At 36.6% G+C, this 11,837-nt stretch carries 16 protein-coding genes; 15 read left to right on the forward strand and 1 reads right to left on the reverse strand.

Annotation, left to right across the window (positions count from 1 at the left end):
• Positions 1 to 282 precede the first annotated feature (282 nt).
• From UP17_RS25150 to UP17_RS25165, 8 genes are all read left to right on the forward strand, one after another.
• Positions 283 to 1,122, forward strand: coding sequence for an MBL fold metallo-hydrolase (locus UP17_RS25150; RefSeq protein ID WP_061466355.1), 840 nt, complete (start codon positions 283 to 285; stop codon positions 1,120 to 1,122).
• A 451-nt stretch (positions 1,123 to 1,573) separates the two neighbouring features.
• Positions 1,574 to 1,741 carry a hypothetical protein gene (locus UP17_RS28090; protein ID WP_155727550.1) on the forward strand — a complete coding sequence of 56 codons (168 nt, stop codon included), beginning with the start codon at positions 1,574 to 1,576 and terminating at the stop codon, positions 1,739 to 1,741.
• 157 nt (positions 1,742 to 1,898) lie between these two features.
• Positions 1,899 to 2,075 carry a hypothetical protein gene (locus UP17_RS28425; RefSeq protein WP_167555982.1) on the forward strand — a complete coding sequence of 59 codons (177 nt, stop codon included), beginning with the start codon at positions 1,899 to 1,901 and terminating at the stop codon, positions 2,073 to 2,075.
• Between the two features lie 428 nt (positions 2,076 to 2,503).
• Positions 2,504 to 2,809 carry an NIPSNAP family protein gene (locus UP17_RS25155; protein ID WP_034306251.1) on the forward strand — a complete coding sequence of 102 codons (306 nt, stop codon included), beginning with the start codon at positions 2,504 to 2,506 and terminating at the stop codon, positions 2,807 to 2,809.
• A 182-nt stretch (positions 2,810 to 2,991) separates the two neighbouring features.
• Positions 2,992 to 3,153: a hypothetical protein gene (locus UP17_RS28430; RefSeq protein WP_167556017.1), complete on the forward strand. Its 162-nt coding sequence runs from the start codon at positions 2,992 to 2,994 to the stop codon at positions 3,151 to 3,153.
• A 30-nt stretch (positions 3,154 to 3,183) separates the two neighbouring features.
• Positions 3,184 to 3,351, forward strand: a complete 168-nt coding sequence (locus UP17_RS28095) for a hypothetical protein (protein WP_155727551.1) — start codon at positions 3,184 to 3,186, stop codon at positions 3,349 to 3,351.
• A gap of 154 nt (positions 3,352 to 3,505) precedes the next feature.
• Positions 3,506 to 3,733, forward strand: coding sequence for a hypothetical protein (locus UP17_RS28435; protein ID WP_061463101.1), 228 nt, complete (start codon positions 3,506 to 3,508; stop codon positions 3,731 to 3,733).
• A gap of 87 nt (positions 3,734 to 3,820) precedes the next feature.
• The gene (locus UP17_RS25165) at positions 3,821 to 5,065 is read left to right on the forward strand and encodes a serine hydrolase domain-containing protein (protein ID WP_061466356.1); all 1,245 of its coding nucleotides are present in this window, start codon (positions 3,821 to 3,823) and stop codon (positions 5,063 to 5,065) included.
• Between the two features lie 279 nt (positions 5,066 to 5,344).
• Here UP17_RS25165 and UP17_RS27185 read toward each other — a convergent pair.
• Positions 5,345 to 6,675, reverse strand: a protein-coding gene (locus tag UP17_RS27185) for an IS3 family transposase (RefSeq protein ID WP_155727552.1) whose coding sequence is annotated in 2 segments (ribosomal slippage) — positions 5,345 to 6,288 and positions 6,288 to 6,675 — 1,332 coding nt in all. Because the reading frame shifts where the segments join, the coding sequence is not laid out codon by codon here.
• 585 nt (positions 6,676 to 7,260) lie between these two features.
• On the opposite strand from UP17_RS27185, the gene UP17_RS25180 reads away from it, so the two are divergent.
• The 7 genes from UP17_RS25180 (at position 7,261) to UP17_RS28105 (ending at position 11,373) form a co-directional block, all read left to right on the forward strand.
• On the forward strand, positions 7,261 to 7,779 hold the full coding sequence (locus tag UP17_RS25180; protein WP_061466358.1) for a hypothetical protein: 519 nt from the start codon (positions 7,261 to 7,263) through the stop codon (positions 7,777 to 7,779).
• A gap of 281 nt (positions 7,780 to 8,060) precedes the next feature.
• Positions 8,061 to 8,582 (forward strand): tubby C-terminal domain-like protein, encoded by a 522-nt coding sequence (locus tag UP17_RS25185; protein WP_061466359.1) that lies wholly within the window; start codon positions 8,061 to 8,063, stop codon positions 8,580 to 8,582.
• 213 nt (positions 8,583 to 8,795) lie between these two features.
• On the forward strand, positions 8,796 to 9,137 hold the full coding sequence (locus UP17_RS25190; RefSeq protein WP_061466360.1) for a PadR family transcriptional regulator: 342 nt from the start codon (positions 8,796 to 8,798) through the stop codon (positions 9,135 to 9,137).
• The gene (locus UP17_RS25195; protein WP_061466361.1) at positions 9,134 to 9,856 is read left to right on the forward strand and encodes a permease prefix domain 1-containing protein; all 723 of its coding nucleotides are present in this window, start codon (positions 9,134 to 9,136) and stop codon (positions 9,854 to 9,856) included. The genes UP17_RS25190 and UP17_RS25195 overlap by 4 nt, the downstream gene beginning before the upstream one ends.
• Positions 9,857 to 10,134: 278 nt before the next feature.
• Entirely contained in the window at positions 10,135 to 10,515 is a 381-nt protein-coding gene (locus UP17_RS25200; RefSeq protein ID WP_061466362.1) for a hypothetical protein, read from the forward strand.
• A 313-nt stretch (positions 10,516 to 10,828) separates the two neighbouring features.
• Positions 10,829 to 11,101, forward strand: a complete 273-nt coding sequence (locus UP17_RS25205) for a hypothetical protein (protein WP_061466363.1) — start codon at positions 10,829 to 10,831, stop codon at positions 11,099 to 11,101.
• 125 nt (positions 11,102 to 11,226) lie between these two features.
• A complete protein-coding gene (locus UP17_RS28105) occupies positions 11,227 to 11,373 on the forward strand; it encodes a hypothetical protein (protein WP_155727553.1) in 147 nt (48 codons plus the stop codon).
• The last annotated feature ends 464 nt before the right edge of the window (positions 11,374 to 11,837 follow it).

Consider the following 11,837-nt stretch of genomic DNA (forward strand, 5'->3'; position numbering starts at 1 on the left):
AAGAAAGGTTGTGAAATATTGTACTTAAACTAACGGGTGCAATAGTTGATTAAGGAACACAAAAATGATTGATCTTTTTTATAAAAGAATAATCCAATTAATTAGTATAATGGCATGTTTTGTTTAATCTTTTTTCAAAACATGCTTTTTTATTTATCCATTTATCAAGGTTTCTTGTATAAATTTGATCAAACTTTGATTCAAAGCTACATTTTTATAAATTAACAAAAATTACCTCACCTTAGTTATAATAGATGGATATAGAAAAAAGGTGGATATTATATGAAATTATCAATACTTGTAGATAATAATACATTGATTGATCGCTACTTCTTCGGAGAACCAGCACTTTCTTTTTTTATTGAAGAGGATAATAAACGGATTTTATTTGATACTGGATACTCTGATGCTTTTATGAAAAATGCAGAGAAGATGAGAATTGATCTAAGGGACTTAGATTGGGTTGCTTTATCACACGGACATGTCGATCATACATGGGGAGTCACTCATTTAATTAGGTTGCATATGGAAGCAAAAGGTGAGCTCATAATACATAATACGCCTACAATTATTGGTCATCCTTTAGTTTTTGAAAGCAAATTACTGGATTCAGTAGGTGAGATAGGAAGTATCTTATCTTACAATAAATTAAGCAGACATTTCCCTATTCGCTTATCTAAACAACCATTTTGGCTGACTGATAAATTAGTGTTTTTAGGTGAAATTAAAAGAAAATTTGATTTTGAAGGTAAAGAAGTAATCGGTAAAGTGGCCACTACAAAAGAAGAATTTGACGATTATGTTTTTGATGATACTGCCTTAGTATATAAATCATCTGAAGGGCTAGTTATTATGGTAGGGTGTGCTCATTCTGGAATATGTAACATTATTGAATATGCTAAAGAAGTATGTGAGGAAGAAAGAATAGTAGATATCATAGGTGGATTTCACTTATTGAATCCATCAAATTTTCAATTAGAGAACACTGTTAAGTATATAAAAGAACTTAGACCCAATAAGCTTCACGCTTCTCATTGTACAGATTTACATTCTAAGATAGCTCTATCCACAGTTGCTGATATAGAGGAAGTGGGAGTAGGTTTACAACTAGAATATTTCTAGATCAATTATATGGTCCCTATAACGCTGATTATGGTAACTAAGGTTTTACAAATAAATGTTGATCATTGAAGATCTAGTTTTAAAATCAAGTCGTACCATTTTGAATAAAGTTTAATCGTTTATAAAAATGATAAACCAAAATCAACACTTGATTTTGGTTTTCCTTAATGAACTATAGGGGCAGGTTAGTTCCATAAGAAATATGGGTTTTTGTGGTAAAATAAGTTTAAGTATTTTTCACTAAGGAGCTTATTTACTATATGAAATTGGATGAAAAAAAGAAGAAGGTACAAATGGAATATAGGGAAAAAATTAGGCAAAAGAAGGAAGAGGAAAGTAACAGTAAAAAGGTATTTGTTATTTCTATTATCATTATTTTGTTTATTCTGGCGTTATACTGGTCACAATTTATTTCAATCTGAAATCCCTAAATAAATTAGGAGTTGTTTATATGTTTGATGTTGCATTGCTATTTATTATTGCTTTTGCTGGAGGAATTATTGCTATTATTGGTTTTTTCGTTATATTAGGTCGGAGAATTTCAGAACCGAAGAAAGCACTTCAACAAAAAATAGATAATCTCGAAGAAGAGGTTTGGAAATTAAAAAATCAAAAATAGTAATATAAGCTTCTAACAGGTGCTTTACTTCAATAAGGAAGGTTGCTGAGGCAGCCTTTTTCTTATGGTACTAACGGGGCAGGTTAGCTAAAGTACAATTGTATTAATTTTCATAAATCGGGAAAATATATAGTTAAGAACAAGAAGGAGGTAACAAATGGAAGTAAATATGAGTGTTGAAGAAGTCGTGAATCAAATTTCTGAATTAGTAGAAAAAGAAGGGAAGCCACCTCGGAAGAAAGAGGTAAAGAAGTCAGATCCGGAGTTAATGAAAAATGCATTGTATTATTTTCCTAGTTGGGATTATGCAGTAGAACATAGCGTTGGATCTTAAACATAAACGAATACATAAACATTTATTTTCCCAATTTCCTGCCCATTTGAATAGCAACTTGGTATCAAGACACGCTAAATCTCTTTGGATACGCAAACCATGTTTGGGGTAATACTATAATTCGAAACACCTAAATGATTTTACTGCAATTGCCTCTGTTACCAGCCTTAAAAAGTTGGGCAGGGGTTATTTTGCGTTAGAACTGCCCCTAGTACCCCAAGTGAATAGTGATTTGAATGGGAGTAGATTGCTTTTTACAGTCGATAAACACTGTTCATAATAGTACACTTTACGAACTTTTTTTGATTGTTACTTCTTTAAAAAGACTCTGTTAAACAATGCTTTTGATTTTTCTTCTTCAACTAAAGGGACAGGTTAGTTCATTTGCATGTTATGATGGAAAAAAATAGATTTTCAGGAGGATTAAAATGGTTACATGCTATCTGAAATATGTTATTGACCCTTATAAAGTAGAGGAATTCGAGGAATACGGTAAGATATGGATTCGATTAGTTAATAAATTGGGTGGTACACATCAAGGTTATTTTCTTCCACATGAGGGCGCTAATAACATTGCTTATGCCTTATTCACTTTCCCAAGTTTAGCAGCATATGAAGAGTACCGAGTAAAAATGGCATTAGATGCAGAGTGTCAGGAAGCTTATAAATTTGCTGAAGAAACTAAATGTATTTTAAGTTATGAGAGAAGCTTTATGCGCCCTGTATTCGAGTGAGTGAACAGATAAAAACTTATACATATCTTGTTAAGCTAACGGGTGCTATAGCTGAAGATCGGAGCTGTCTTTAAGGCAGCTTTTCTTTATGCAACTAACGGGGCAGGTTAGTTCCATAAGAAATATGGGTTTTTGTGGTAAAATAAGTTTAAGTATTTTTCACTAAGGAGCTTATTTACTATATGAAATTGGATGAAAAAAAGAAGAAAGTACAAATGGAATATAGGGAAAAAATTAGGAAAAAGAAGGAAGAGGAAAGTAACAGTAAAAAGGTATTTGTTATTTCTATTATCATTATTTTGTTTATTCTGGCGTTATACTGGTCACAATTTATTTCAATCTGAAATCCCCTAAATAAATTAGGAGTTGTTTATATGTTTGATGTTTCATTGCTATTTATTATTGCTTTTGCTGGAGGAATTATTGCTATTATTGGTTTTTTCGTTATATTAGGTCGGAGAATATCAGAACCGAAGAAAGCACTTCAACAAAAAATAGATAATCTCGAAGAAGAGGTTTGGAAATTAAAAAATCAAAAATAGTAATATAAGCTTCTAACAGGTGCTTTACTTCAATAAGGCAGGTTGCTGAGGCAGCCTTTTTCTTATGGTACTAACGGGGCAGGATAGTTGAAGAAGGAATTTGTATTTACTTCTAGAATATACATAATTAGGGAATGTGAAGATGGGAGCTTAAATGGATAAGGGCAGTATTTTCGCCCTTCTCGGTTCCAATGGGGCGGGCAAGACAACGGTTGTCAAAGAAGATTACTTACGGAATAATGGTGACTTTGAATTTGATGAAACCAAGAATAAACGTCCGATGAACATATGGCTCTATGCTAAGTGCAGGACATTTCTCGATTCTGATCACCCAGAACAGGATGTGAGTCATCTTTTGATTGCCAATATTCAGTCTCTTTGATGCATCGAACACGCTTTCAAGCATTGATAACAAAAGAGAATTTGTAGAACAATAGGGCTGATAAAAAAGTAAAGAGAGGGAAACCAAATGAAAAAGATTACAACGGGACAAAGCAACACTGGCTTATCCGAAACAGGGCTACGCAGAATGCGCGACGTGCTGGCACGGCATGTCGAGTCCGGGAAGATTCCTGGGCTCGTCGCCCTGGTCAGCCGGTACGGTGAGACGCACGTCGAAGCGATCGGCACGATGCGCCATGACGGTGGCGCGCCGATGCGCCGGGACACGATCTTCCGGTTGGCGTCCACTTCCAAGCCGCTCGCGGTCGCGTCGGTGATGATCCTGCTCGACGAGTGCAAGCTGCATCTGGACGACCCAGTAGATACGTGGCTGCCCGAACTCGCCGACCGGCAGGTGCTGAAACGGGCCGACGGCCCGCTGGACGACACCGTGCGGGCACGGCGGCCGATCACCGTACGGGACTTGTTGACCTCCACGTTCGGGCTCGGAGTGGATATTACGTTGATGGGCTCCCCGATCCAGAACGCGATCTTCGAGAGTGGGATATACGACACGCCAGGGGCGGAGTTGCCCGAGCCGGGTGAGTGGATGCGCCGCCTGGGCACACTCCCGCTGAGCTACCAGCCCGGAGAGCGGTGGCAATACCACATCAGCAACGAAGTGCTCGGCGTGCTCGTCGCCAGAGTCACGGGTCAGACGTTCGAGACGTTCCTGCGCGAACGCATCCTCGATCCGCTGGGGATGAAGGACACTGGTTTCTACGTGCCCGCCAACAAGATTGACCGGCTGCCGCCCGCCTTCAACCCCGATCCGCAGACCGGAGAGTTCATCGTGTGGGACGAGGCCGCAGGCGGACGCTACAGCCGACCTCCAGCGTTCCAAGCAGGTGGCGGTGGGCTGCTCTCAACCGTCGACGACTATCACGCGTATTTACGGATGCTGCTGAACCAAGGGATGCACGGGACCGAACGGATCCTGTCCCGGCCCGCCGTCCAGCTGATGACCACCAACCGCCTCACGCCCGAGCAACAAGCCGCCCGAGACGCCCTGGCCAAAAACAACGTCCATTTGTCGCACGGCCAAGGGCAGCACGGCGGCTGGGGCTTCGGGATGGCGGTGCGCACCTACCGTGGTGACTACGCGTCCATCGGCCAGTTCGGCTGGGACGGTGGAACCGGCACCACGACGTACGCCGACCCGGACAAACAGCTCACCGGAATCCTGCTCACCCAGGTCGGGATGTCCACCCCGGATTCAGCGCGGCTTATCCACGACTTCTGGACCATGGTCTACCAGGCAATCGAAGACTGACACCGGGCCCGCGCCTGGTACGCCCGCCCTCAACCCACGACACCCAACGGTCAGCCCCCTGGAGGCCGATTGGAAGCAAAAGTTGCCTTTAAAACATGCTCTTTCTATTTATTCATTTATCAAGGTTTCTTGGATTAATTTGATCAAACTTTGTTTCAAATCTACATTAGTTAAGAAGGTTAGACCTAAATTTTGATTTACCTTTATAAAACAAAAAAGCCCCTCTCGATTATGAACTGTGCCCTTCAAAATGGACAGTCTTAAAAAAAGACCTATAAATTAAGCAGCTAATAGTTGACTCCCGTATTGTGCGGGAGTCATTCTATTTAGGCTCCATTGGTAACGATTTGTATTGTAATCTTCCATATATTCTTCAATTAATTGGTGTAACTCATCAAAAGTTTGACACTCCAAATAATCCACTTCATCTTTAAAATGGCCAAAGAATGATTCCATAGGGGCATTGTCCCAACAGTTTCCCTTTCGGGACATGGATTGTTTCAGCCCTAGTTCTTTCACTCGGCGCTGGAACTCAGGGTGTGTATAATGAACGCCTTGGTCTGAATGAATGATCGCTTCAGGATGAATCAGATCATTTAGGGAATCAGAGAGCTTCTCCAATGTGTGATAGACAATCCCCATCTTGAGACTTCTAGATAAGTGAAAAGCGATGATTTCTCGTGTAACAGCATCTTTGACACAAGAAAGATAAGCTGGTTGTCCAGAACCATAATAAACGTAAGTAATATCTGTAAGGAGAATTTTCCTCGGTTCTCCTTGGTTAAAATTCCTGTTTAAGTGGTTTGGAACGGCCTTATGCTCATGAGTGGCTTTCGCTAATTTCTTATAAGGTTTCGCTTGACGAATTATGGCTTTAAGATTGAATTTATGCATAAGCCTTCGAATCTTTTTATGGTTCATCGTGACAAAATACTTATTCTCTAAAATCATTTTGATGGTGAGGGCACCTGCTTTTTTCTTCTTGGCCTCAAATACTTCCTTAATAAGTTCATAATCCTGCGAATCTTCCTTCTCGTGAGTCAATCGAATCCTTTCAGCATGTATCCAAGCATAATATCCACTACGACTGACTTCGGCCATTTCACAAAAATAACGGACCATATTGGTAAGATTATATTGGCGAATGATTTGTTCAATTAACGTGAATTTTTCACTCGTTGTCATTTTCTCTTCTTCGAAGCCTGCCTTTCGAGTTCGTCTAACTTTTTTAGAAATTCAAGTTCAGCCTCTAAATATTTAATACGAGCTTCAGCCTTTTTTAACTGATCTTCCTGCGAATACTCCTTGGATTTTGGTCTTCCTGGACTTCCTTTCCCACGTCGCTCTGTATAGAAGCCATCCTCGCCATATTGTTCAAACGTTTTTCTCCAACGTTTTAAGCAGCCTTTTGGTTTATCCGATCCAATCATCTCTAACTCAAAGCCATGTTCAATAAAGATTTGGGTAGGTGATTTACCAGCTTGATTCTCTTTAATAGCCTTTACCTTAAAGTCTGGATGATAAGCAATCGAACGATCTGAAACCTGTTTCACATGTGGATTATTCTCTAATTTCTTTATTTGAAATTCATTAAAATAAATCTTACTCATTTTGATTTCCTCCGCCCTATATCTGAAATGATTATAAACGGGGTTCTAGAAAAAGGACATAGAAAACCCCGAATAAGGGACTTTTTTTACTGTGTCCATTATTCGGGGTATAGTTCAATTATGAGAAGGGCCTTTTAAGTTGGAATAGTGGAGTAGCTGGTTAATATTATTGTCTTCCAACAAAATACATTTTATACCAATTTAATAAATAAAACCTCTCTATAAGAGGGCTTACCACTCAACCCCATTTCTTTGTAAATTGTTTGCATCCATTTTGGAATAATAAAAGGAAAATCAGCTTATGTTGGAGGGTTCTTGGTTGCTACTGGAACCATCATGCTGTGGCTTTGAAATAAAGTCACGATGTTTGTAAAAAAGATGGGATGTTTAAAATAAAGTCGCGACGTTTATAAGGACAATTTTCTGAAAAAACAGGTGCGTTAGCTTAAGATAAAAACTGTCCTTTAAAGCAGTTTTTTCTTTATGGAACTAAAGGGGCAGAATAGTTCCATAACATTCCAATATAAGGTAGAATATATTCTGGATATTGGAGTTTAAAAGAGCTAAAGAAATAAAGGTGATTCTGTGAAGAAATTATTAGAAAAAAGACTTGCGTACCTTTATAAAGGTGAAAGAAACGCAATAATTGTTTTTATTGTTATAAGTTATTTATATAACTTTGTATTTCCCAGTATACAATTATATTCATTGTTTTCTTTTTGGACATCATTTCTTCTTTTGGAATTTATTTTATTACAAGGAACCATTTATTGGTATAAAAAATGGAATCGTTTAAGAAAAGAAAATACACCTATAACTCCCATTCAAACTGTTAAACAGTTACGACGTTTGAAAAAAATCAATATAATCTTGATTGCGATTTCACTCTTAGCTTTCGCTATTGATTTCTCTAAATGGTATCCTTCTTTACCAGTATTGGGATTGTCAATTGCAGGATTTATTTGCATTTTTGCAGTTTTAGAATATATTAATTATTTTCACATTCAATTATCATATGATAATATCTCAGATATTAAATATTTGCTGAAAACTAAAAGGTTGAAGCAAGCCTGTATAAGTAAAGACTTAAACGACTGTCGTTGAGAAATTAATATTTTAGTCACTAAAAATGAATAAGTTTGTGAAAAGATGTTCTTAAACAAACGGGTGCTATAGCTGAAGATCGGAGCTGTCATTAAGGCGGCTTTTTTTTATGCAACTATCGGGGCAGGTTAGTGAAAGAAAAAGTATATCAACATTCATAAGAATATGGTATTTTTATACAGTGATTCTAATTAAAATAGTGGAAAATCGATGAAGCCGTTTAGTCAGCAAAGAAATCAAAAGTTCAAAGTAAATTTTAAATAAAGGATAAAGGAACTTAAATGCAGAAGCTTATATACTTTCCCCCAAAGATTAAGGATTCAACTAAATTAATTGATGTGATTGATGAACAAGGTAATGTGAAATGTAAATTCAAAAGGACTTTTAAAAACTTTATTACCAGAATAGTAACTTACTTATGGAGTTTTGATTGGTATGTTCAGTTTGATGTTTATTCAAATGATAACGATTTAGTTTATCAGTGTAAAAAGGTAACAAAGTGGATGGGAAAACCAGAATATAGAGTGATAAACTATAAAACCAAAGAAGTATTTAATGTTAGTTATAAATCTTGGCAAGTAGTTGTCCCTGAATTCCTCATTACAAATGATTCATCAGAGTATTTAGTAAAAAAGGAAATGATGGATTGGGCCAAACTTTATCATCAAGGTAGAGAAGTAGCAAGATGGAAAATGAAAACTACTGAATGGTTCAAGACATATTTAGAAATTGAAGAGGATTGCCCTATACAAGAGCCAGAATTTTTTATTTGTCTTTTTCAAGCCATTTTCGTTGGCGACTAAAATTTCAAGTTATTTATACCCATTCAAAATTGTGAAGTATGTACTTAAACTAACGGGTGCTATAACTGAAGATCGGAGCTGTCTTTAAGGCGGCTTTTTCTTTTGCAACTATCGGGGCAGGTTAGTTGATTAAGGATTCGTATTATTTTTTTTAAATGAATACCTTGTATTATAAAGTAATATAAATTATATTAATACCAGGAGGTGGAAAATTTGGAAGTAAACAAAGAAGTGTTAAAAGGTCATATAGACACACTGATCCTTTCACTTTTACATAACAGAGATATGTATGGCTATGAATTAGCCAAAATCGTTCGAGAAAAGAGTGATGACCAATTTGAATTAAAAGAAGGTACGCTTTATTTGTCTTTAAAGAGATTAGAAAAGAATAAATGGATTTCTTCTTACTGGGGGGATGAGCAAGGACCAGGAGGAAGAAGAAAATATTACAAACTTACATCAATGGGGGAAGAAGGATTTGAAGAAAAGCGTTTAGAATGGGAATTTGTTAGAGATGTGATTGATTCGTTTTTAGATGGGGGGAGAAAAAGATGAAAGGTATTGATGAATATGTTCATTCTTTATATGCCAATGTAAGTGGGAAAGAAGCGAAAGAATTAAAGCAAGAAATGCGTTCACATTTAATAGAGGCAGTTGAAGAACTAAAAGCAAAAGGTATAAAAGAAAGTGAAGCTATTTCAATAGCTTTAGAAAGGTTTGGAGACGAAAAACAAATTAAAAGTGGGTTATTAACCATGTTTAAATCGCAAAAAAAGTTTGCAAAATGGCTTTTTCGTTCAGCATTTATATTTTTATTAATTGGCTTGGTAGTATCAATTAGTTTGTATATGAAAGATAATAAATATATTGAAACATCAGATTTAATGGTTCATGTTGTAGAAACATTCGATACAAAAGGAAATTTCACACCAGAAGATGAGCAAGCGTTAAAAGATATGGTTGATAGAAACTCAAGATATTTTGAGAATATTAGTTATTTTGCTTTGGTTAAAAACACTGAAGAACAAGGTAAAAAAACAAGTGAACAATTATTTGTACATGGACGAGAAGGTACTGGTGAATTTGGTGAAAATGGCTTAATGAAACAAGGAATTGCTGGAGAAGATACTTGGCATGTGGAATGGGAATATGAAACATACGATTATCTAAAATATGAACCTTATTACTATGTATTCTTTGCAATTTCGGTTGTTCTATTTGTTCTTTGGGGAGTAGTTAATTTCTATCATCGACGCTTAAAAGCATTTGCATAGACTATTTTCGTTTAAAAAAAGATATAAGTCTGTTTATGTTCAAGTCTTATGGAATGTATATATGAAATTGCGAACGATCAAGGAATAGATTTAATAGAATTATATTATTAGTTTAAGAACAGTGCTGCAAGGGACTTTTAAAAAATACAGAGAATTTGTCTATAAACTGTAATTCTTCATCAACTAACGGGTGCGTTAGTTCATTAAGGAATAGGATTTAGTTTACGCAGCTCGATAGACTTATATATAATAGATGAAAACCATTAGGAGTTGACTTTATGCTTAATCGGATTCGAAATAAATCGATCCCCGCACAAGAAACGGTAGAAGAAGTAGATAATATCTACGCTATTTTACCTCCGCCAGGAACCATTATCGAAGAGGCAACTGAAGAAGAAATGGAAAAGGCAGCTGAGCTTGAAATTAGACATATGGCTTTCATGAGGTTGCAGGAAATGAATATACAATTCGACGGTTCGTCATATAAAGAACTATTAAAAGAGTTTCAAGATTTTGAAACCGATTCGAGTAAATTTTGGAGAGGTGTAGCAAGCCGTTTATCCGTTCCGTATGAATGGCCAATCAGAATTGATTATGCAAACGGCCCTATTTATATTGGTGAACACGATTTATATGAAGAAGAAGATAATAAAGATTGATATTAAAATCTACGCTTGGCATAGTCGAATAATTTCATGTATTAGTTATTAATGTATGTTAAATCGATTTTAGAGTGTTGACCAAAGGGTTAATGCTCTTTTTGTTTACAAAATTAGCAGTATAGTGATGTAAGTGGATCTTTCCTTCTAGTTGAACAAACAGGTGCTATAGCTGAAGATCGGAGCTGCCTTTAAGGCAGCCTTTTTTTATGCAACTAACGGGGCAGGTTAGTTCATTAAGAAAAGGGAATTTTTTCTTGAGGTATAAAGGACGATTTTTGGTAAGGTGTCTTTATGGAGAAGTGATATTACAATGAAAATTTTAAAAAATAGAATAAAGCTCTTGTTTATTCCAGCGTTACTTTTATGGATAACAGCAGGAATTATCCACTTTGTTTCCACCTTGTATTACGGTGTTTACAATGATTATCGGTCTATGGCTTATATCCTCATAGTCATTGGATTGTCTTTAACATTAATTGAACGGTATTTACTAGAAAAGGCAACAAAAAAGGAATTAATTGGGCTAGGTTTGACATTTTTACTAATCATTTTATCTCAATTGTGGGTTATATATTTTTTGTGATTGAACAAACGGATGTTTTTCCTCAATATCAGGAGCCAATCAGCAGCTCTTTTTTTATGGACTAAAGAGTCAGAATAATTGAGGAAGTATTTAGATGAATATAAAAGATAAAGAGGTTACAAAAGATGAAAAAAGAAAAAAAGAAAGGCAAAGAAGGTTTTTTTAAAGACATAATGAATGAAATTCGTGATTCAATCTTATCTGAATTGGTTTTTAACATCTTAACTTTTATTCCAAGAATGATAGTTCGTTTAGTAAAAAGTTTATTTTAACTGTTTGAGTCGGAAGTAATTCTAATCAACTAACGGGTGCGTGTGCGGCCGAGCCTAGGTCGTATCATATAGCGGGTGGGATTCCCGTCGAGTAAGAACTAGCCATTCGCTCGTAGCGAGTCTTGGAGGGCTAAAGGTAACTTTAGTCTTTAAGCGTAGACAGTTAGGTGGCGGGCCGAAAGCCAAATGGTTGAAGGGATTGAGCTCCATAAAGTTAGTAAATCGAGAGGGCTGATGCTTTACGCACAGCAGAAAGCTACATTTTATCCTTCGTTAAGGGCAAGATGGATAAAACCTCTCTGGAGTCAGAGACCTTGGCACGTTACACATCGATATGATACGGCAACTCGGGAGACCCTATCGGTCTTTTCTTATTAGAAGAGTATGGTGTACAAGCGATAAAAAGCAAGGAAACCAAATGCTGTGTAGGGAGTCGGATAGCAGCGTAGTACCAATGAAGTTGG

The organism is Peribacillus simplex (genome assembly GCF_001578185.1).
Classification (GTDB): Bacteria; Bacillota; Bacilli; order Bacillales; family DSM-1321; genus Peribacillus; species Peribacillus simplex_A.

Coding starts and splice junctions, on each gene's coding strand:
- UP17_RS25150 (WP_061466355.1), top strand. CDS start 283: ATGAAATTATCAATACTTGTAGATAATAATACATTGATTGATCGCTAC.
- UP17_RS28090 (WP_155727550.1), top strand. CDS start 1,574: ATGTTTGATGTTGCATTGCTATTTATTATTGCTTTTGCTGGAGGAATT.
- UP17_RS28425 (WP_167555982.1), top strand. CDS start 1,899: ATGGAAGTAAATATGAGTGTTGAAGAAGTCGTGAATCAAATTTCTGAA.
- UP17_RS25155 (WP_034306251.1), top strand. CDS start 2,504: ATGGTTACATGCTATCTGAAATATGTTATTGACCCTTATAAAGTAGAG.
- UP17_RS28430 (WP_167556017.1), top strand. CDS start 2,992: ATGAAATTGGATGAAAAAAAGAAGAAAGTACAAATGGAATATAGGGAA.
- UP17_RS28095 (WP_155727551.1), top strand. CDS start 3,184: ATGTTTGATGTTTCATTGCTATTTATTATTGCTTTTGCTGGAGGAATT.
- UP17_RS28435 (WP_061463101.1), top strand. CDS start 3,506: ATGGATAAGGGCAGTATTTTCGCCCTTCTCGGTTCCAATGGGGCGGGC.
- UP17_RS25165 (WP_061466356.1), top strand. CDS start 3,821: ATGAAAAAGATTACAACGGGACAAAGCAACACTGGCTTATCCGAAACA.
- UP17_RS25185 (WP_061466359.1), top strand. CDS start 8,061: ATGCAGAAGCTTATATACTTTCCCCCAAAGATTAAGGATTCAACTAAA.
- UP17_RS25195 (WP_061466361.1), top strand. CDS start 9,134: ATGAAAGGTATTGATGAATATGTTCATTCTTTATATGCCAATGTAAGT.
- UP17_RS25200 (WP_061466362.1), top strand. CDS start 10,135: ATGCTTAATCGGATTCGAAATAAATCGATCCCCGCACAAGAAACGGTA.
- UP17_RS25205 (WP_061466363.1), top strand. CDS start 10,829: ATGAAAATTTTAAAAAATAGAATAAAGCTCTTGTTTATTCCAGCGTTA.
- UP17_RS28105 (WP_155727553.1), top strand. CDS start 11,227: ATGAAAAAAGAAAAAAAGAAAGGCAAAGAAGGTTTTTTTAAAGACATA.